Annotated in this window: 15 protein-coding genes and 1 tRNA gene; 11 read left to right on the top strand and 5 right to left on the bottom strand. The window is 48.6% G+C overall.

All coding sequences use genetic code 11. The features are described 5' to 3' along the window. Positions 1-127: 127 nt before the first annotated feature. Positions 128-2,926, bottom strand: coding sequence for an outer membrane beta-barrel protein (locus tag ACM9J1_RS11090; protein ID WP_415582116.1), 2,799 nt, complete (start codon positions 2,924-2,926; stop codon positions 128-130). A gap of 204 nt (positions 2,927-3,130) precedes the next feature. Here ACM9J1_RS11090 and ACM9J1_RS11095 point away from each other — a divergent pair, with 204 nt between their 5' ends. Together ACM9J1_RS11095 and ACM9J1_RS11100 are read left to right on the top strand one after the other, a co-directional pair. After that, positions 3,131-3,349, top strand: a complete 219-nt coding sequence (locus tag ACM9J1_RS11095; RefSeq protein ID WP_415582117.1) for a hypothetical protein — start codon at positions 3,131-3,133, stop codon at positions 3,347-3,349. Positions 3,350-3,535: 186 nt separating this feature from the next. Beyond that, on the top strand, positions 3,536-3,964 hold the full coding sequence (locus tag ACM9J1_RS11100) for a hypothetical protein (RefSeq protein ID WP_415582118.1): 429 nt from the start codon (positions 3,536-3,538) through the stop codon (positions 3,962-3,964). A gap of 47 nt (positions 3,965-4,011) precedes the next feature. On the opposite strand, the gene der is transcribed toward ACM9J1_RS11100, so the two are convergent. Next, on the bottom strand, positions 4,012-5,322 hold the full coding sequence (der, locus tag ACM9J1_RS11105; protein WP_415582119.1) for a ribosome biogenesis GTPase Der: 1,311 nt from the start codon (positions 5,320-5,322) through the stop codon (positions 4,012-4,014). A gap of 147 nt (positions 5,323-5,469) precedes the next feature. On the opposite strand from der, the gene ACM9J1_RS11110 reads away from it, so the two are divergent. Continuing rightward, positions 5,470-6,030, top strand: coding sequence for a hypothetical protein (locus tag ACM9J1_RS11110; protein WP_415582120.1), 561 nt, complete (start codon positions 5,470-5,472; stop codon positions 6,028-6,030). Between the two features lies 1 nt (position 6,031). Here the strand turns inward: ACM9J1_RS11110 and era are convergent, their stop codons facing one another. Then, the gene (gene era, locus ACM9J1_RS11115) at positions 6,032-6,910 is read right to left on the bottom strand and encodes a GTPase Era (protein WP_415582121.1); all 879 of its coding nucleotides are present in this window, start codon (positions 6,908-6,910) and stop codon (positions 6,032-6,034) included. Positions 6,911-7,054: 144 nt separating this feature from the next. Here era and ACM9J1_RS11120 point away from each other — a divergent pair, with 144 nt between their 5' ends. Continuing rightward, complete coding sequence (locus ACM9J1_RS11120) at positions 7,055-7,720, top strand: TetR family transcriptional regulator C-terminal domain-containing protein (RefSeq protein WP_415582122.1); 666 nt, start codon at positions 7,055-7,057, stop codon at positions 7,718-7,720. Between the two features lies 1 nt (position 7,721). Continuing rightward, positions 7,722-9,032, top strand: a complete 1,311-nt coding sequence (locus ACM9J1_RS11125; protein ID WP_415582123.1) for an ABC1 kinase family protein — start codon at positions 7,722-7,724, stop codon at positions 9,030-9,032. Positions 9,033-9,075: 43 nt separating this feature from the next. On the opposite strand, the gene ACM9J1_RS11130 is transcribed toward ACM9J1_RS11125, so the two are convergent. After that, positions 9,076-10,518 (bottom strand): tail fiber domain-containing protein, encoded by a 1,443-nt coding sequence (locus ACM9J1_RS11130; RefSeq protein WP_415582124.1) that lies wholly within the window; start codon positions 10,516-10,518, stop codon positions 9,076-9,078. A 221-nt stretch (positions 10,519-10,739) separates the two neighbouring features. On the opposite strand from ACM9J1_RS11130, the gene ACM9J1_RS11135 reads away from it, so the two are divergent. Continuing rightward, complete coding sequence (locus ACM9J1_RS11135; RefSeq protein WP_415582125.1) at positions 10,740-11,405, top strand: response regulator transcription factor; 666 nt, start codon at positions 10,740-10,742, stop codon at positions 11,403-11,405. A gap of 33 nt (positions 11,406-11,438) precedes the next feature. Here ACM9J1_RS11135 and ACM9J1_RS11140 read toward each other — a convergent pair. After that, positions 11,439-11,511: transfer RNA gene (locus ACM9J1_RS11140), tRNA-Met, on the bottom strand. Between the two features lie 179 nt (positions 11,512-11,690). Between ACM9J1_RS11140 and ACM9J1_RS11145 the strand changes: the two genes are divergently transcribed. From ACM9J1_RS11145 to ku, 5 genes are all read left to right on the top strand, one after another. After that, positions 11,691-12,083, top strand: a complete 393-nt coding sequence (locus tag ACM9J1_RS11145) for a response regulator (RefSeq protein WP_415582126.1) — start codon at positions 11,691-11,693, stop codon at positions 12,081-12,083. 60 nt (positions 12,084-12,143) lie between these two features. Then, positions 12,144-12,557, top strand: a complete 414-nt coding sequence (locus ACM9J1_RS11150) for a response regulator (protein ID WP_415582127.1) — start codon at positions 12,144-12,146, stop codon at positions 12,555-12,557. Positions 12,558-12,662: 105 nt separating this feature from the next. Beyond that, on the top strand, positions 12,663-17,747 hold the full coding sequence (locus ACM9J1_RS11155) for a translocation/assembly module TamB domain-containing protein (RefSeq protein ID WP_415582128.1): 5,085 nt from the start codon (positions 12,663-12,665) through the stop codon (positions 17,745-17,747). Then, on the top strand, positions 17,737-20,022 hold the full coding sequence (gene tamL, locus ACM9J1_RS11160) for a translocation and assembly module lipoprotein TamL (protein WP_415582129.1): 2,286 nt from the start codon (positions 17,737-17,739) through the stop codon (positions 20,020-20,022). Before ACM9J1_RS11155 ends, tamL begins: the two co-directional genes overlap by 11 nt. A gap of 530 nt (positions 20,023-20,552) precedes the next feature. Beyond that, positions 20,553-21,344, top strand: a complete 792-nt coding sequence (ku, locus tag ACM9J1_RS11165) for a non-homologous end joining protein Ku (RefSeq protein ID WP_415582130.1) — start codon at positions 20,553-20,555, stop codon at positions 21,342-21,344.

Raw genomic sequence — 21,344 nt, forward strand, 5'->3', positions numbered from 1 at the left:
GGTGATTTTCTTAATGANTAATNAATAGTTAATAATGAATAATTACTGACTGTGTTCAAAAACAAAAAGCCCGGGATTAATCCGGGCTTTCTCATTATTAATTATTAATTGTCAATCATTAATTAGTTTAGTCTTGCCACCAAAAATGGCTTCCTTCTTTCTTCTTCCCGCCAAATTTCTCGAGTTTATACGTCAGTGAAAACATCACGTAACGTTGCAATACATCGTTCATCTCATCGCGGACGGATGTGGCCGTAATGGTACGCGTGGCGTTCTGGTTCTGGTTCAGGACGTCGTAAACTTTGACCTTCGCAAGCAGTTTGTCGCTGAGGAAATTGTAACCCAAACTGATGTTCCAGAGGTAGAAATCCTTTTTGAAACCGTCGGCGATGTTGGAATTGTAGCGGTAGCTGACGTCGTTCCCGAAAACGACATGTTTCGGCCAATACGATGTGGTTTGCAACTTGAACTCGTGCACGACGTTGCTTTGTTTTTCCACATTGTAATTCTCGTAATACGTGACGTTGTAGGTGTAATTGTAGCTCGGATTGATGGACAGCAATTCGCCGTAATCATAAGTAAAATTTACCCGCGGCGTCATCCGGATGGCACGTGCTGCGTAACCTTCGCCGTCAATGAAACCCTTGTTGCGCGACAAACCTGCATTTAATCCGAAACTGTATTTAAACGAGTGGGCTTCCTTCTTGAAAGACTTGCTCCAGTTGCCGCCGAACCATGAATTATAAGTGTCGGCTATATTCCGGTACGTGATGAACCGCTTGCGGCTGGCATCGAACGAGGTCGCACTCACGACCTGATTGGTATAATAATTCCCCCCTGCGTACAACGTGTAGCCCGATTTGGTCGCGAAGTCGTAATCGCGGAAATTCAAATAAGTATAATGCCTTTGTTCCGGGTCAAGATCGGGATTTCCCTTGAACGTAATCAATGGATTGAAGAAATTCTCTACCGGCAAAATCTGGTCGGCTTGCGGAAAATCTACGTTATAATTATAGCTGAACCACAGTGATTTCGACTTCGTAAAACGGTAACTCAGATAGCCGTTGATCTCGGGCAGCATGTAATTTTTATTGAGCGTGACCGCATCGCCCAAATACAAAGACCGGTTGCGGAAATCAGCCAATTTCGTGTACAGATACAGGTTGCCGCTGAATTTCGAGCGTTGTACGGTCAAGCCCACGCCCGGCACCCAAGATTCTTGCTGTGACGTCGTGAAACTGCTCAGTGAATCCTTGTACACCGTGTAGTCATTGCCGTCGAAGGCAAACGTATTGCGGTAATCGGTCTGGCGGCGGTTGGTGTATTGCACCGCGAGCGCGAGGCTGAGCGAATCGGTGATGGGCTCAACGTATTCGGCCTGGAAATAATAGTTGTCGAGCACCGCACGTTGCCGCCTTAATTGGTCGCGATTGTCTTCGGCCTGCGTGTCCGGGACGCCGTCGTTGTCTGTGTCGTCGTAGAGAATCGTAAGCGAGCGGTTCAAATCAAAACTGTCTTCGCGCGTATTTTCGTTGTCGAAAGTAATCCCGATGGAACGGCCTTTCCGTTTCAGGGATTTAAAGAAATAAAAGTTGTTCTCGATGGAATTCTTGTCGGCGTCGCTGAGTGTGTTGCCTGAACTTTCGTTGAGCAATTGCCCGTTTTCGTCGGTCGATTCCTGCGAAAAACGGTTTTTGTTGGACGAATGCGAACGCACCACTTTCGGGTTGAAAGAAATGGTCGCGGTGGAATCAATCTTATACTCCACCGCAAAATTGTAGTTGTGCGCGAATTTGGCGTTTTCTGTCGTAGAACGCGATGTCGTCGTAAAATCGCCATCCGGCAAGAGGTTGACTTGCTTCGTGCGGTTGTTGTTCTTGGTATTGGCGTCGATGTAGAAATAGCTACCGTTCACGTCGAAATCCTTGAACCACTGGTCGGCGTAATTGGCTCCGAACATATTCGAGCGTGTAATGCCGCGTCCGCCGCCGAACATCATGCCGTTGATCCCGAAACTGCCGTCGTCGTTGGTCCAGATGGAATAATTCCGGCCGCCGCCCATGGAATCGAAAATCTCATTCATGGTAAATCCGGTCGAGTTGATGTTGTTTGCCGAACCCAATACCGATATCTTGCGCGTATCCTTGAAATAATTCAAAAGCAAGCTGCTTTCATACCGGCTGTCTGAGCCGTAACCGGCCGTTGCTTTCCCGAACAAACCTTTGTTCTTGTCTTCGTCGATGGTCAGGTTGATGCTCGCGGCGTCTGAACTGGCGGCTTTTCCGGAAATCTCTTCGGCCTTGGTTTTTGAATCGGTCACCTGGACTTTGTTGATGATGTCCGACGGCAGATTCTGCAAAGCCACTTTTCCGTCTTTGTCAAAAAACGGTTTGCCGTTCACCAGGATTTGGTTGACTTCCTTGCCGTTGACGGTGATTTTTCCGTCGGCATCGATTTCTACGCCGGGCAACTGCTTGAGCAACGTTTCTACATTGGCATCGGGCCGAAGCTTGAATGACGACGCGTTGAATTCGAGCGTATCGTTCTTAACGCGCACCGGCGGCACTTCGTTCTTCAGCACGACTTCCTGGAGCGTGTTGTCGTTTTCGGCGAGCTGCAAAGTCCCGAAATCTTGGTCATTTTCCAATGAAGGCAATTCCTTGAGAAACGTCTTGTAACCCACGAACGACACTTTGAGCAACATCGCCTTTTTAGACTTGGGCGTCTTGAGCGAAAAGGAACCGTCTTTCTCGGTAATGGTGTAATCTACGACCGAGGTATCGGCCACGCGCGTCAGGTAAACCGTCGCCGATTCAAGTGGCAGTTGTGTTTTTTCTTCGAGGACTTTCCCCCGGATGGTTACCGTCTGTGAGAAAACGGGCAGCGATACTAAGAACAGCAGCAGAAAGCGAAATGATTTTGGCATAAATGGTTTTGGTTTGTGTCGTAAAAAACTGCAAAAAAACCATTTTAGTATGGCCTACGCAAATATTTTCTTACAAGTCGTTACAGGAATGCCCATGTAAAAGGAAAAAAATCGGCGAAATCATATAACCTACTTTGGGGATTAGTTAACGAACCTCGGCGTTTTCGCAACTTACCTTTACAACGAAACTAAATCTATTAAGTCATGAAAAGGATTGCCCTACTCTTGCTCGGAACTACGACCGGCATTCTACTGTTAACCCTGCTGCTGATTGTATTCAATGCCTCCATGACCGCGATTTTGATCGGCCAGTTATGCGGCGTCATATTACTGCCATATACCGTTTACCGCGTATTAAGCGAGCCTTATGAAACAACGATGACGTTCAAGGATTGGTATCGAGACCGTCCGAAACAAAAATAATTTAACATCTCTCGTTTTTACGGATTGCTTCTACAACAAACTGGTTCACAGCACGATACAAGAAACGCTGGCGGGCGCTAGATTTTAAGCGACAGTTTTCTGCTTGCGCGGCACACAACTTTGTTTTGCGGGCAAATTTATTTACCTATTTTCGCCGCTCACTAAGCAAAACGAAAACTGTATTTTATGACAAAAAGACTTTCTATTGTGGCCTTGTTTCTGGCAATGGCCGTTACCTTCAGCAGCTGCGGCGTCATGTTCGGCGGAAGCCGTTACGAAGCGAAAATCGTAGCAAAAGACCGCCCTAACGCAGACATTTACGTAAATGGCGAAAAAATCGGCCGCGGAACGGCTACTGGCATTTACCACCGGAACCAGCCGCTCAAAGTTGAATTGAAAGAAGACGGCTGCGAAACGACTGCGAAGACTTACGACAAATCATTCCGCACCGGAAACTTCATCCTGAGTGTGATTTCCTGGGGGCTTTTGGGCATCATCGTTGACTTGGCCACGGGCGCGTCCTACAAGCCAGACCACAGGCATGACCCGAGCATCAAAAAAGTATCCGACAAGACGTATCAATTTGAAGTTGCATCGCCTTGCACGAAGAAATAATCTGAGCACTTTTCAATAAAAAAACCCGGCCAAAGACCGGGTTTTTTCTATTTCTCACGGATGTAAATATCAATCGGGACGCCTTCAAAATCCCAATTCTCTCGGATTTTGTTTTCCAGGAAACGCTTGTACGGATCTTTCACGTACTGCGGCAGGTTGGCGAAGAACACAAACTGCGGAGTTTCTGTCGGCAATTGCATACAATACTTGATTTTCACGTATTTTCCTTTGAGCGCCGGCGGCGGATAACTTTCGATCACCTTGAGCATGTGCTCGTTGAATTTGGAAGTCGAAATGCGCTGCTTGCGGTTTTCATGCACTTTCACCGCGGCTTCTAACGCCTTGAGCAAACGCTGCTTGGTGAGCGCCGATACGAAAACAATCGGAACGTCGGTAAATGGTTCCAGTTCCTTGCGGATTTTCTTTTCATAATCGCGCGCCGACATCGTATCTTTTTCGACCAAATCCCATTTGTTGACCAGTACGACAACGCCTTTGCGGTTTTTCTCGGCAAGCCAGAAGATGTTTTGGTCCTGGCCTTCAAATCCGCGCGTAGCATCGACCATCAAGATGCAAACGTCTGCATGTTCAATGGCGCGTACCGAACGCATGACCGAATAAAATTCCAAATCTTCCTTGACTTTCGCTTTTCGGCGGATGCCGGCCGTATCAACCAAGTTGAATTCAAAACCGAAACGGTTGAATTTGGTATCGATGGCATCGCGCGTGGTGCCGGCAATATCGGTCACCACAAAACGGTCTTGCCCGATGAGCGCGTTGATGAAACTGGATTTGCCCGCATTCGGACGGCCAACGACCGCAAAGCGCGGCAAAGGTGTTTCTTCCTGCGTCGGTTCTGGGGTTTCGGGGAAAATATCGATGAGCGCGTCAAGCAATTCGCCCGTACCGCTGCCCGATGTACTGGCAAAGGTCACGTATTCGCCCAAGCCGAGGTTGTAGAATTCCACGGCGTCTTTTTCGCGCATCGCGTTATCGACTTTGTTGACGCCGAGCAATACGGGTTTGGTGACTTTCCGAAGCAATTTCGCGACTTCTTCGTCCATCGGCGTAATGCCTTCCTCGACATCGACCACGAACAAAATCACGTCGGCTTCATCGATGGCCAGTTCCACTTGTTTGCGGATTTCGGCCTCGAAAACGTCGTCTGAACCGCGCACGTAACCGCCGGTATCAATGACCGAAAACTCGCGGCCATTCCATTCGCTTTTGCCGTAATTGCGGTCTCGGGTCACGCCAGCCACAGAATCTACAATGGCTTCGCGCCGCTGGATCATGCGGTTGAATAAGGTTGATTTTCCGACGTTCGGACGGCCTACAATGGCGACGATGTTGCTCATAGCGTGTAATTATCGCGCAAAGGTAGGCTAATAAACCGAAAGATAAAAACGGGTAAAGACGCCATTGGAATTGCGTAAAGTCGTCAATATGATTTTATAACCCAGTAGCGTGGCAACGTCGCTACTTTTATGATTCAATTTGTGATTATGAAAAAATATGTTGCCATCATGTTGCTCTTGTTCGTGGGCGCCTGTACTGAAAAAACATCGAAGACCATCATTGCCACATCAGATGACGCGTCTTTACGTCGGGAAAACGACAGTCTCAGGAAAGTGATTGACAGCCTGCGCCGGCCAGAAGCTTTCACCGACGATACATTGGCCAAAAATGCCGCAAATCCGTCGGGAAAAAATCCTGTCACCTTACAATGGATTTCATGGTCGGCGCCGGGCGAAGCCACGCTCGATTATTTGCCTGACGGTTCCTACCAGATCAGTGGCAGCCAGGCCACCGAAGACCGCCAATACCTGAACATCATGGGCGTCATCAGGCGTGTGTCCGACCGTGAACTTGAGTTTGATGGCACGGTGGAAACCAAAGTCAATTTCAACAACGGCGGGAAACCTTGCATCAAGACCGGGAAACAAAAATTCATACGGTCCGGAAACCGAAAATATTATAGACTTCAGAATATGGAGAACTGCGGTGGCGGAAATGTCGTGGATTATGTGGACATTTATCCCGGAACGAGCGGTTTGCTGCGCTGAATCAGTTGTTGTAGCCGAAACGCTTCAATTGCCGTGCATTGCTCCGCCAATCCTTGTTGACTTTGACGTACAATTCGATATGGATGTGCTTGTCGAAGAATTTCTCTAAATCCTCACGAGACTGCATCCCGACTTTCTTCAGCGCGGCGCCTTTGTGCCCGATGATGATGCCTTTCTGGGTTTCGCGTTCCACCATGATGACCGCGCGGATCCGGATGATGTGATCGTCTTCGACGAATTCCTCGGTCTCCACTTCAACGGCATACGGGATTTCCTTGGCGTAATTCAGCAGGATTTTCTCGCGTATGGTTTCGTTGACAAAAAAGCGTTCGGGTTTGTCTGTAAGCGTGTCTTTCGGGTAATACGGCGGCGATGCGGGCAGCAGTTCCAAGATACGGTCAAATACTTCCGGCACCTGAAAATTGTTGAGCGCCGAAATAGGATGGATTTCCGCGTTCGGGACTTTTTCCTTCCACATCTGGACGGCTTCCTCCAATTGTTCCTGGTTGGAATTGTCGATTTTGTTGATGAGCAACAGCACCGGGATTTTGGCGTGGACGATTTTGTTGAAAAACGCTTCGTCCTTGAGGTCTTTCTCCCCGATCTCGACCATATAAATGAGCACATCGGCATCTTCAAAAGCCGACTTGACGAACTGCATCATCGATTCCTGCATTTCGTAAGCGGGTTTGATAATGCCCGGCGTATCGGAAAAAATCACCTGGAAATCATCGCCGTTAACAATCCCCAAAATGCGGTGTCGCGTGGTTTGCGCCTTTGAGGTAATGATGGACAACCGCTCGCCTACCAGCGCATTCATAAGTGTCGATTTACCGACGTTCGGGTTTCCGATAATGTTGACGAAGCCTGCCTTGTGCATGGAATTATTTTTTGCAAAAGTACGCTTTCTTGGAGCGATGACGCGCCGCTTGTTGACAAAACTTTTGAAAGAACATTAACAGATGTTTAAAATATGTTCCGCCGGTAAGCCGCTAACTTTGGGACACTTAAACAAAAAAATGTCATGGAAACAAAGGCCAAGACCAAGAAACAACCGGTTTGGGACGAAGACCAGATCATCGCCAAATACATGGATTTAATGAACGGACGGCAGGATGAAATTTCCTCGACGTCAACTTTCTGCAAGAAGGCCGGCATCCCGGAAGCTGTTTTCTTCGAACATTTCGGCTCGGTGGGCAGCATCCGCGAAATCATCTGGGTGAAATTCCTGGACAACGCGCTGGCGGCCATTGCGAAAGAACCGGGTTTTGACTCGTATTCGTCGCGCAACAAACTGCTCGCATTGTATTTTACGTTATTCGAAATCTTCACGCTCAACCGCGGCTACATTTTGTATGCGCTCAAGGAAAATGGCGAAGGTTTGAAGAATGTTCCGCAATTGGCACAGTTCCGCAGACGTTTCATCGATTATGTCAAGACAATCCCGGGCGCGGCCGACGCTGAGTGGAAACAGAAAATAAAAAAATACAGCGATCCGGTCTTTGCCGAAGGCGCATGGGTGCAATTCCTGTTCGTGCTCAAATTCTGGCTCAACGACCATTCGAAAGGGTTTGAAAAGACGGACATCCTGATCGAAAAATCAGTGAATACCGCGTTTGATTTGATCGACACCAAACCCGTGGAAAGCCTATTCGATCTGGGTAAATTTCTTTGGAAAGAAGGCCGATAACATGAAAACACTAGACAGCATCCCGACGGGGAAACTCGAACGCGCCGGAAAATTGGTCAAGACCGGCATCAAGGTTGGCGGAAATTACATCTCGTATTACGGTGAGAAACTGATCAATCCGTCGGTGACCAAAGACAAACTCAACGAAAACAACGCCGCCGATATTTACGACGGCTTGAAACAGATGAAAGGCAGCGCGCTTAAAGTGGCGCAAATGCTGTCTATGGAAAAGAACATCATGCCGCGTGCGTATGTCGAGAAATTCTCGCTGGCACAATTCTCGGTGCCGCCATTGTCCGCGCCGTTGGTACGAAAGACGTTCAAGACTTACCAAGGCGTTTATCCTGAATCCGTTTTTGATACGTTTACGCCCGATTCGGTCAATGCGGCCAGCATCGGGCAGGTGCACAAAGCCACGAAGAACGGCAAAACGCTTGCGGTGAAAATACAATATCCGGGCGTGGCCGATAGCATCAGTTCGGACCTCGCCATCGTAAAGCCTTTTGCTACGAGAATGTTCAATTTGCAAGGCAAGGATTCTGAAAAGTACTTCAAGGAAGTCGAGGACAAACTCCTCGAGGAAACCGACTACGAACTCGAACTCCGTCAGGGCCAATTCACGGCCAACGCCTGCCACCACATCCCGAACCTGCGTTTCCCGGATTATTATCCGGAGTGGTCGTCACAGCGCATCATTACTATGGATTGGATTTCCGGACAGCATTTGTCTGAATTCGCGGCCGTAAACCAAGACCGCGCACTCGGCGACCGTTTGGGCCAGACGTTATGGGATTTTTACATGTTTCAGATCCATGGGCTGCGGCAAGTGCACGCCGATCCGCATCCGGGTAATTTCCTGATCGATAAAGACCACAACCTGGTAGCCATTGATTTCGGCTGCATCAAACACGTACCGGAAGATTTCTACGTGCCGTATTTTGAACTCGCACGCCCTGAAACTGTGGACAACCCTGAATTGTTCTCCAAAAAATTGCACGAGTTGGAAATCATCCGGCCAGACGATACCAAGGAAGAAGTGGTTTATTTTACGGCGTTGTTCCACGAAATGCTCCAGTTGTTCACCAGGCCATTCTACGAGCCGAATTTCGATTTTTCGGATGACGTTTTCTTCAGCAGAATGGCCGATATGGGCGAGCGTTTCTCCAAAGACACACAACTGCGCAAGATGAACGGCAACCGCGGCTCGAAACATTTCCTATACATCAACCGTACGTTTTTTGGGTTATACAACCTGCTGCACGATTTAAAGGCGCGGGTCGACACCGAAAATTTCCGAAAGTATCTAAAATAAAAAGCCCTGCTCATCGCAGGGCTTCTTTTGGCGCGAAATAATATTATTTGAAAACAATCTTCTTGGAGTCGATGTGCGCGCCATCGATGGCCAAACTAACAACATAAATGCCGGCGCCGAAATTGTCCTTTTGGAATGATTTGGTCAGGTTGCTGCCGCGCTCTTTTATGTTCAGGCTGCCCATCATCTTGCCATTCAAATCAAAAACCTGAAGTTCGGCTGACTGTACTGATGGCTCGATACTGAATGACACCTGAACGACATCGCTTGAAGGATTTGGTGATACGCTGACGATTTTGGTGTTCTCATATTTTACCAATGCTTGGTTTTGCTTGGCGACACCGCCATTCACTTGGATTTGCAGGGCATCAATTTTAGCTTGTTGTTCCTTGATGGCTTCTACCAAGTATGGGATCAATTCGATATAATTTACCGACATTTTGCCCTCATCGCCTTTTTCGTCATTTACCTCGGTGTACACCAGGTGAGGCAGCACCGATTTTACCTGCTGGGCGATGAATCCGCTGTGGTCGCCTTCGTCAAAATTCATCTGCGGATTGTCGTTTTTATTCCACGTGTACGTCTTGCCGTCCAGCTTTGTGATTTTTTCAAGCGCACCTTCAATCGGCTTGATGTTCTCTTTGTAACCTTCGTCCGACGTTGAGATAAAGACATTACCGCGTACCACTCCGGCAATACTAAGTTTCAGGGTTCCGGTGGTGTAACCTGTGGTAGTTGTAGCCAAACCGCTGGTATTGTATGTGAAATTGCTGAATGTCCCGATTCCGACACTGGTTCCGTTGTCAAACAACTGGCTGCACGTCAAGTCTCCGGAAGAGGTCGACTTTGGCAGACGATTCAGCGTGGTGCAGGTGCTGTTGATCCCGCCGGAACCACCGATGGACGTCGTCAACTGACGGCTGACATTACCGTTGGCGTCTGCGGTTAACACATACTGATTCGCTGTGGAAGTCGGTATGTTCTCAAAACGCACCGTGCCTCTTGTATGGAATAGCGCTGTTGGCGTAGTTGTGCCGATACCTATAAATCCGTTGGCCATAATCCGCATCAGCTGTGTGTCGCCGTTCTCCCAGCCGAACAAAGGCCGATTTACTACATTGTTGCCACTCGCGCCCCATGGAAAGGTGCTGACGCCATTCGGGGCACCCAGGTTGATGTTGTTCCTGATTTCCGACCGGAAAATCATCAACGGGATGGTTCCGCTATCGAATGCGCTGGTGGTTGTCGCAAAATGCCGCAGGACATATCGGGTATCTGACTGTTGGTGCGCATAAATCGACGGGATGAACTTGTTCGGATCCTGCGTGGAGTTGGTAATCTCCAGGAAGTCATTGGCTTCGTCGTTTACACGGAAATTAGCCACACGCTCTGCGTCACCATTGGAGGCGGCGACATGTGGAAACTGTTGCGCTTGCATAAATGCCGTAAAAAACAGCGATGCGGTTAAAAGGCTTTTTGTCTTCATCTTTGAGATAATTTTTGAGGTTATTAAACTGCCTTTCCGGAAGGTTTCCCAAAGCTAAACGCCTGATGTAGAACCGATGTAAGTATAAATACTGCATTTTAAAAAAATTTCCTACGTAAAAATACGTTAGGCTATTTGCGTATCGTTCTTTATTTTTCTCTAAGGACCACTTTTGCATCTATATTTTGTCTATTTTTTATGACCGAAAAAACCTACGTAAAATGTTGCGGATAGCAGTGGTCGACGACCATCTCCTGATTAGAAAAAGTCTCGCCTTATTGATCTCGACATTCCCAAAAATGGAAGTGGTCGTTGAAGCAGCAAACGGCCTGGAATTATTTAGTGCCTTAGAAGGTAATGCCGTTGACGTGGTGCTGCTGGACGTTCAGATGCCGTTAATGGACGGCCATGAAACTTGTAAAAGGCTTCATAAAGAATTTCCCGAACTCAAAGTGCTGATGCTATCGCAACACGCCTCGGCCGACGCCGTAAGGAAATCGCTCGAATTGGGTGCACACGGCTATTTCACCAAAAGTTCGAATCCGGCATCATTGGAAACCGGCATCCAGAAGGTTTACAGTAGCGGATTTTACTTGGACCCTGAATTGGCGCAAAGTTTTGTACTGACGATGTTCACAGACCACCATCCAACACGGCCGAAAGATTTGTTGAGCAGCTTGACCGATCGGGAGTTGGAGATTGTCCGGATGGCGGCCAAAGGCTTCGACAGTATGAAAATCGCAGAGAAATTGTTTATCAACAAAAGGACGGTAGAGACACATCGCAAGCGGATCATGGAAAAAACCGACGCCAAAAACTTTATGAAAGTGGTGCTGATGGCGTTGAAGTTCAATTACATCAAAACAGATGAGTTACTCGTAGAATAAAAAAGACGGACTGTTTCCAATCCGTCTTTTTAGTAGCGGGAACAGGACTCGAACCTGTGACCTTCGGGTTATGAGCCCGACGAGCTGCCTACTGCTCTATCCCGCGATGTTCGGTGCAAATATACGACGGCTTTTTAGAACACCAACACAAATCAGTAAAAAATTTCATCGACGAACAGCACAAAGTTTTCTTAAAAGTGTTACTCAACAGATTTAACTGCCAATTATCTAAAAAAAAACGCGTTAGGGAAATGAAGGCTTACCTTGGCTCTTCCAATTTAGATTATGGCACGGAAAAGAATCATATGCATGCTCATTGACGACGACTTTGACGATCAGGAAATGTTCGGTCATGCGCTCAAACACCTGGACGTTTCGGTTGACTATGTTACCGCGAACGATGGTGAGCATGCGATTGAAAAATTGAAGGCCGATCCTAAACTGAATCCTTACTTTATCTTCGTGGATGTAGACACGCCCAAAATGAAAGGTGTGGAATGCGTGGTGGAAATTAAGAAAATTTCACGCGTGAAGAACGTCCCGGTTTACCTCTATTCTACGTACGCTGACCCTAAAATCCTCAAGGCTGGCCGCGAAAATGGTGCAGTTGACATTGTCGTCAAAGCGCACAACATGAAGGAATTGGAGCAAACACTGGCAAAAATCCTCAAACAATAGTTCAACAACTGTTAAACGTATTTTTGAATTTTGTAGTTTTACCATGACGAAACCCTAGTCATGGAACGCTACAAAATCTTACTCGCCGACGACGATCCGGACGATCGCGAACTCTTTGCCGAAGCAGCCTCAATACACGATGCACACGTAATCGGGGTTCCGAACGGCATGCAACTCATGGCGAATTTGCTTGAAGCCGAAGCCTTGCCCGATGTCGTGATGCTTGATTTGAACATGCCTGAGAAAGACGGCAAGGAATGTTTGCGCGAAATCCGGGAACACGACCGGCTAAAAACCATTCCCGTAGTGATTTACTCAACATCTTCGGCCAAGAAAGACATCGAAGACACGCAGCAAATGGGTGCAAACCTTTACATTACCAAGCCCAATTCCTTCGCCGAACTAAAGAAAGCCATTCAACGATTATTGGCCATCGATTGGGCGTTACCGATAGATTACGTCTATAAATCCTGAAAAATCCTGCAACATAAACAGGTAATTCTGTAAACCTTTTAACGGGAAAAACCTCAATTTTGGTTACCTTTTAGGCGGAGTTTCCGCCCAAGGCCGCATTTCCCGATGAGCAAGAAAAAAATACACCCATACGTCAAGAGAACGCTGAAAATTTTAGCCTGGATCGTCGGCACGGTGATCGGGTTGTTCCTCTTGCTGGTGTTGCTGCTCCAATTTTCGTTTTTCCAGAATTTCGTCAAGGACAAAGCCGTCGCTTATATTGAAGGCAAGATCAAGACGCCGGTAAAAATCGAATCCATCGAAATCGGGCTGCCGAAAAAAGTCATCCTCACCGGATTTTACTTCGAAAGCCAACAGAAAGACACGTTACTGGCCGGCGAAAAATTGGCCGTTGACATGAGCCTGTTCAAATTGTTCAGCAACGAAGTCGAAATAAATTCCATCAAACTCTCCGGCGCCACGGCAAACCTCAAACGTGGCCAGGATTCGGTGTTCAATTTCCAGTACATCATCGATGCCTTCGCGTCGGACGCGCCGAAAACGGATAGCGAACCGATGAAGATTTCGGTACGGAAAATCACGTTGGACGACATCCGATTCACGCTGGATGATGCCATTTCGAAAAATAAAGTCGCCATCAAGTTGACGCATTTCGATACGCGGTTCCGGAATTTTGACCTCGACGCGATGGATTTCAATATTCCGGAAATCAATCTCGACGGCCTGAAACTCACCCTCGACCAAGGCTTGGTGGAACGAATCGCGGAAACTTCCGTCAAGGTTGCCGATACGGTTTCCAAACGGCCGGATTTCAAGCTCAAACTCGGCACGGTGGCACTTTCCAACATAGATGTCGGATACGATAACGCCGGAAGTAGGCTCAACACCGGACTCAGGCTTGGAAAATTAGTGCTCGACTTTGAAACGCTTGACATCGCCCGACAAAACATCGCGCTAAACAACCTTGAACTGAAAAACGTATCGGGCAATCTCGCGCTCGGCCAACTGGACAAGAACATCAAAACGCCGGACACAGATACGACGGCCATCAAAAAACAAGGCTGGAAACTGAAACTTGACAAGGTTGATATCGCCAATGTAAATTTCAAATTCGATGACGCCAACGCGAAAGCAATATCGAAAGGCATCGATTACAAACACCTCGACATCCAGGGTTTCAATGCCAAAGCCAAAGGCATTTCCTTCGCCGACGACAATATTTCGGGAAACATCCAATCATTTGCCGTCAAGGAAAAAAGCGGCGTGGACGTGCAGGCGTTCCGGGCCGAATTTGCGTATTCAGACCGCGGCGCATCGCTCAAGAATCTATACCTAAAAACGCCGCAGACGCTGGTGAAAGATCATATCGTGGTACGCTATCCGTCGCTCGACGCCATAAAGAAAAATCCGTCGGCGGTCACGTTCGACGCCAACATCGACCAAAGCCGGATCGGGTTTCGGGACATTTTGACTTTCGTGCCAACGCTTGAAAATACCAATCCGTTCAAAGCCAATCCTGATGCAATCCTGTATCTCGACACCAAACTCTCGGGAAGGCTCGACGACATCCGTTTTCCGAAGTTTGCCCTCAGCGGCATCGGCAACACGCGCATCTCGGCCAGCGGACGCGTCACCGGTTTGCCCGACCCGAAAAAACTCGGCTTCGATATCGTCATCAACGACTTGCAGACGACGGCAAAAGACATCAACAATCTCGTTCCGAAAGGCGCAATTCCGGCCAATATTGCCCTGCCGCAAAACATCCGCGTCGTGGGTTCGGCCAAAGGAAACGCCGAGAATTTCAGCACGAACCTCAACATTTCCAGCAGTTATGGCGGCGCAAAAGCCATCGCGTTATTTGACCGGCGCGTAAAAGACCGCGAAAAATATGACGCCGATGTGACGCTCAACGAATTCAACATCGGGCAACTCATTCAAAATAAATTACTCGGGAAAGTGAGTTTGACAGCAAAAGTGAAAGGCACCGGACTGAACCCGAAAACCGCAAATGCCGTAGTGGATGCACTGTTGAAAAACGCCACATACAATGGTTATCGATACCAAAATCTTGCCCTCAGCGGCAACATCCAAAATGGCCTATTTGCCGCGAAAGCCAACATGAATGACCCGAACCTCACCTTCGCGCTCGATGCCGGTGGCGGTTTCAACGACAAATATCCATCGGTGCAAATGAAGCTCAATGTGGACGTGGCCGATCTGCAAAAGCTGAACCTGCATGCCGGCCCGATGAAGCTCCGCGGCAATGTCGTGGCCGATATCCCGACCGCCGATCCGGACTATCTCAACGGCGACATTTCCGTTGCACATTTACAAATCCTGGCAGACAAAGACCCGATACTGCTGGACTCGATCAAGATCAGCGCAGTGTCGACAGCCGACCGCAATTCGTTGCGTATACAATCGCAAATCCTGAAGGCGAATTTCGAAGGCAAATACCAACTCTCGAAATTGGCCGACGCCATCCAGAATACCATCGCAAAATATTACGATGCTACGCCGAGACGCCAACGGAAAACAACCCCGCCGCAACAAATTGCGTTCGACATCCAGATTGACAATGACCCGGTGATTTTCCAGCTCGTCCCGCAAATTACAGGTTTGGAGCCGATTGCCATCATAGGGAATTACAACTCACAGGGCGACAGCCTTCGTGTGGACGCGTCGATTCCCAGATTGGTTTACGGTGCCAACACCATTGCGGGCGCGAATGTCAATCTGGAAACCCGCGACGGCGCACTCGCCTATTCCGCCGACATCGATGCCATACAAGGTTCGCAATTCAGACTGCCGTTCACCAGCATTTCGGGCGAAGCGAAAGACAATGTCCTGACGTACAATCTACAGATCCGCGACAGCGGGAAGAAAGACCAATATGTCATCAACGGACGGATGCAATCTGTGGACGGAAATACCGAAATCAGGTTGAACCCGGAAGGCCTGAAGCTCAATTACGACGATTGGACGATTGCACCGGACAATGTGCTGCGCTTCGGGAAAGACGGAATTTTCGCCGATGATTTCGAGTTGTCACGCGAAGGCAACGTCTTCAAACTACAGTCTGAGTCCATGCAGGCGAACGCACCATTGCGGTTGGAGTTCACGGACTTCAGCCTCAAAACGCTCACGAATCTCATCAAGAAAGACGAGCTGTTGGCCGATGGCACGCTCAACGGAAACGTACTTTTGAAAAACCTCGCCGGCCGCATGGAATTCACCTCAGATTTGAACATTACCGGCTTCAGTTTCCGGGGCGAACCCGTGGGCGACATCGCCATCAAGGTAAACAATCAGGTTGCCGATACCTATGCCGCCGACGTCGTGCTTTCGGGCAACGGGAACGATGTGAAAATAAATGGTTTTTACAAGGCCGCGTCGCAGTCTTTTGACTTGAATCTGGATCTGAACCAACTCAATGTCTCGAGCGTTCAAGGGTTTACGATGGGCAACATCAAGGACGGAAAAGGCGCGCTACGGGGCAATTTCAAGATCACCGGAACCGCCGACAGCCCTAGGGTAAACGGCGATTTGAACTTTGACGACGTGGCATTTCGGGTCACGCAACTCAATTCCTATTTCAAGGACATCAACGAAAAAATAGTGGTCAACGGCCAGGGCATTTTCTTCGATAAATTCACGGTGTACGACGAAAAGAACAACAAGCTTGCTTTGAACGGCGCGATGTTGACTACCAATTTCAGGGAATACACCTTCAATCTCGGGATCGACGCCGAAAACTTCCGCGCCGTGAATTCAAAAGCGTCAGACAATGATCTGTATTACGGCGACTTGTTCCTCGACGCCGATCTGAAAGTGCGCGGCACGCTTGAAAACCCAGTCGTTTCGGGCAACATCAAAGTGAACGAAGACACGAAATTCACAGTAGTCCTGCCGCAATCCGATCCGGGCATCGCCGAGCGCGAAGGCATCGTGGAATTCGTGGACGAGGACCAAGTCTTGCTGCAGCAAACCGCCACGATGAAAAACGAACTCAACCAGTCTAACCTAACGGGCGTTGACGTTTCGGTGAATATCCAAACCGACAAAGAAGCGTTGCTGTCCTTGGTGATCGACAAAGGCAACGGCGATTATTTGAACCTGAAAGGCGAAGCCGATTTAACCGGCGGCATCGACCCGTCGGGTAAAACCACGCTCACCGGCAAGTACGAGTTCACTGAAGGCGCGTACGAAATGACCTTCAACCTCATCAAGCGCAAGTTCGAAATCGAGAAAGGCAGTTACATCATCTGGACCGGCGAACCCACCAGCGCCAACCTGTCTATTACAGCCATCTATAAAGTGAACGCAGCCCCGATCGATTTGCTGGACGACCAATTGGGCGGATTGGCTCCGGCGGTGCGCAACACCTACAAACAAAGGCTTCCGTTCCAGACGCATTTGAAGATGAACGGTGAATTACTCAAACCCGAGATCACGTTCGACATTGTGCTGCCGGATGGCAGTTACGGCGTGTCGGGCGACATCATCGAAGCGTCGCAGACCAAACTCGCGCAACTGCGGCAAGAACCGTCGGAGCTGAACAAACAGGTTTTCGCGCTGTTGCTCTTGAACCGTTTCATCGGCGAAAATCCGTTTTCGAGCGAATCGGGCGCAACGGCCAACACCTTGGCGCGGCAAAGCGTGAGTAAAATCCTGTCGCAGCAACTCAACAACCTGGCGGGCGAACTCATTAAAGGCGTCGAAGTGAATTTCGATCTTGAATCGACCGAAGACTACACGAGCGGTAGCAGAGAAGACCGCACGGATTTGAATGTTGCGGTGTCCAAGAAGTTGTTGAACGACCGATTGAAAGTCACCGTTGGGAGCAGTTTCGGTGTGGAAGGACAACGCCAGACCAGCGAGGAAACGAACAACATTGCCGGCGATTTGTCGGCCGAATACCAACTCACGCAAGACGGACGTTACTTAGTGCGCGCCTACCGGAAAAACCAATATGAAATGGCATTGCAAGGCCAAGTCATCGAAACCGGCGTGGCATTCGTCGTAACGATGGATTATAACCGCTTCCAGGAATTGTTCCACCGCACCGAGGAAGAAAAGGAACTCAAGCGACGTGAACGCGAAAAAAAGCAGGAAGCCAAAGCGCGCAAGGCAGCGGAAGCCGAGAAACAAAAAGATGACGAATCAAAACCGGTTCAGGATGAAAAGTAAGTTATTGTATATTGTTCTTCTGGCGCTGGCCTGCAGTTGCAGCAACACGAAGTATCTGACCAAAGGCGACTTGCTTTACACCGGCGGCACGGTAAAAGTCGAAGATTCGCTCATGGAACGTAAGCAACGGAAGGCACTCGAAAAAGAGTTCAAGGCTTTGTTACGGCCGCGTCCGAACAAGAAAATCTTGGGATTGCGCCCAAAACTGTATTTCTACAACCTCGCCGGCGAACCCAAGAAAGACAAAGGCTTCAGGCATTGGCTCCGAACGAAAGTGGGCGAACCACCGGTACTTTTCAGTCAAGTGGATTTGCAATACAACGCCGATGTCCTGCAGAGTTATGCCGAGAACCGCGGCTATTTCAAAGCCAGGACGGCGTCTGATTCTACCCGGCGCGGGAAACGTGCTTCCGCGGAATATGTCGTACGGCCCGGAAAACAGTATAAAATCAGGAATGTGATTTTTCCGGACGATTCGTCGCAACTCTCAAGAGCCATCGCACGCACCCAGCGCCGCTCTGTATTAAAACCCGGCGACGGTTATGATTTGGCGTTGATCAAGACCGAGCGTGAACGCATCGACGCGCGACTCAAGGAGAAAGGATTTTATTTTTTCAATCCGGATTACTTGCTCATCAAGGTAGACAGCACCGTTGGGAAATACGAAGTGGATTTGCGTCTGACGGTAAAACCCGAAACCCCGGCGCGCGCCAAGGAAATCTACTCCATCAATAAGATTACGGTTTTCCCGAACTATTCCATCAAGACCGATACGGTAACTTATCGCAAAGACCATGTCATCCAGCACAACGACTTCACCATCATCGATTCTGCACAGACCTACAACCCGCGTGTTTTTGACCGTACGTTGTTGTTCCAACGCGGCGACACGTACAACCGGAAAGACCACAATTTGTCGCTGAACCGTTTGATCAATATGGGCACGTTCAAGTTCGTAAAGAATGAATTCAAGGTGTCCGACAGTGTGCGCAATGCGCTCGACGCGTATTATTACCTGACGCCACTGCCGAAGAAATCGATCCGGGTGGAATTGCTCGGAAAGACGAATTCGGCCAATTATACCGGTTCGGAACTCAACATCAACTGGAGCCACAGAAATGCATTTCGGAGTGCGGAATTGCTTTCGATTGCTGCATTCGGCGGGATGGAATTTCAGGTTTCAGGGCAGAATAAAGGCTACAACGTGTACCGCGTCGGGTCTGAAGCCAACCTCATCTGGCCGAGGTTCATTACGCCGTTCCGGGTGCATTCGGCGAGCGAATTCGTGCCGCGTACCAAACTAACCTTAGGGTATGAATTCCAGAAACGCATCAAGTTGTATGCGCTCAATTCTTTCAAGGCGTCGTTCGGTTATTTGTGGAAGGAAGACATCCGCAAGGAACACGAATTCAATGTGACGCAAATCAATTTCGTCAGCCCGAACGGCGTCACGGATTTATACCGCGAGCAAATCGCGCAGGATCAAACCGGAACGCTGGCCAAAGTAATCGAGAAGCAACTCATCTTCGGCCCAAACTATTCCTACACATTCACCAATACGATGCGCAAACGAAAGCGCAACACCTTCTACTACAAAGGCAGTCTTGACGTGGCCGGAACGTTGGCCGGATTGCTATCGGGCGCCAATGTGAAGCAAGGCGACACGACCAAAGTCTTTGATGTGGCGTTCAGCCAATTCGCGAAAATGGAACACGATTTTCGGCATTACGTACGTTTGGGCGACAATGCACAACTGGCCAGCCGCATCATCGTGGGCGTGGGTTATCCTTACGGAAACTCGTCCGAACTGCCATTCATCAAGCAATTCTTCATTGGCGGCACGAACAGCATCCGGGCATTCCGCGCACGCTCCATCGGACCGGGCACTTGGAAAGACACGACTTCTACTTTCCTTCCGGACGAATCGGCCGACCTCAAACTCGAATTCAATACCGAATTGCGCGGAAGGTTATTTAGTATAGTTCATGGTGCGGTTTTCGTCGATGCGGGAAACATCTGGCTGATGAATAAAAACCCGAATAAACCGGGCGCCGAATTCTCGGGGAAATTCCTCAACCAATTGGCTGTCGGGACTGGTGTCGGATTGCGTTTTGACCTGTCGTTCCTCGTCCTCAGGACAGACTTGGCCTTTCCGCTACGCAAACCCTATCTTCCTGACGGAGAACAATGGGTTTTGGACGACATCAACTTAGGGAGCGGTTCGTGGCGTAAGGAAAACCTCGTATTCAATTTGGCCATCGGCTACCCGTTTTAAAATGGTTTAAATGTAAACCACATGGGAATTATATAAAATCACATGGTTTAAATGTAAAAATGGCATACATGAAGCGTCTATTTTTGTATCAGACATTAGATGCAAAAATCGCTAGAGAAGAAATTTCCGCTTGATGTCTTTTAGACATCGGGCACATAGAAAAAGTGGTAAGGTATGTAGGGATTCCTTATCACTTTTTTGCTTTCATACTTCCCTGCACAAACGACCAACTAAATGAAAAAAAGGAGCTGTTTTGACACGGCTCCTTTTTTACGTTTGGGAATGCGACAAGCTTAGTGAAATGTTTCGCAATTGATTCCGGCAATTGTTACCCAATTCCTTTGTCAGGATTCTCCGATTATTATGGTTTTTGAACATTGTAAAATTGCATTTTTTACCGCAGGATGTGCTTACAACAATGTGCAAATAAGTTGCACGATTCCCATTTCCAAATTGTATAAGTTTTCGTCTTAATCGTGTAACCATGCGCTACGGATGGCGCCGTAAATTCAGGTACAAAACGTGCATATATGAAAGCATTGTGGAAAGGTGGCATCAGCTTCGGGCTGGTGAATATTCCGGTGAAATTATACTCCGGGTCGCAAACGCACCGCGTGGATCTGGACATGGTCCGGAAGAAAGACCATTGCCGGATCGAGTACGTCCGCATCTGTAAAAAAGACGGCAAGGAAGTGTCGTGGGACGACATCGCAAAGGGCTACAAGAAAGAGAACGGCGATTATGTTGTATTGGACAAAGCCGACATGGCGCGCCTGATGCCGGAAAAAACGCAACGCATCGACATCTTTGAGTTTGTGCTGGAAGAGGAAATCCCATCGCAATACCTGGAAAAACCTTATATCGTGGAACCCGAAAAACAGGCGGCCAAAGTGTATGCATTGCTTCGGGAAGCCTTAAAGAAATCGGGGAAAGTCGGGTTGGCGAAATTCGTGTTGCGGAGCGCTGAACACCTGGGGATTTTAAAGGCCGAAGACGATGCGATCCTTTTGATACAGATCCGGTTCGATCAGGATTTGCGCGATCCATCGGAAGCCAATATCCCGAAAGTGGCGGTTACTAAAAAGGAACTGGACCTTGCGCTCAACATGATCGACCAGATGACCGATACGTTCGACCCCGAAAAATACAAAGACACTTATAAGGAAGATTTGCTGGCTTTGATCAAGAAAAAGTCTGCCGAGAAGCCGAAAAAGAAAGGCGCGAAGGCCGAAGAAGAAGCCAAACCCAAAACGAAGAAAGCGCCCAAGGAAGACGATTTGCTCGAACAATTGAAAGCCAGCCTCGCGGCCATGCAGAACTGA

The organism is Flavobacterium longum (assembly GCF_965137575.1).
GTDB lineage: Bacteria > Bacteroidota > Bacteroidia > Flavobacteriales > Flavobacteriaceae > Flavobacterium > Flavobacterium longum.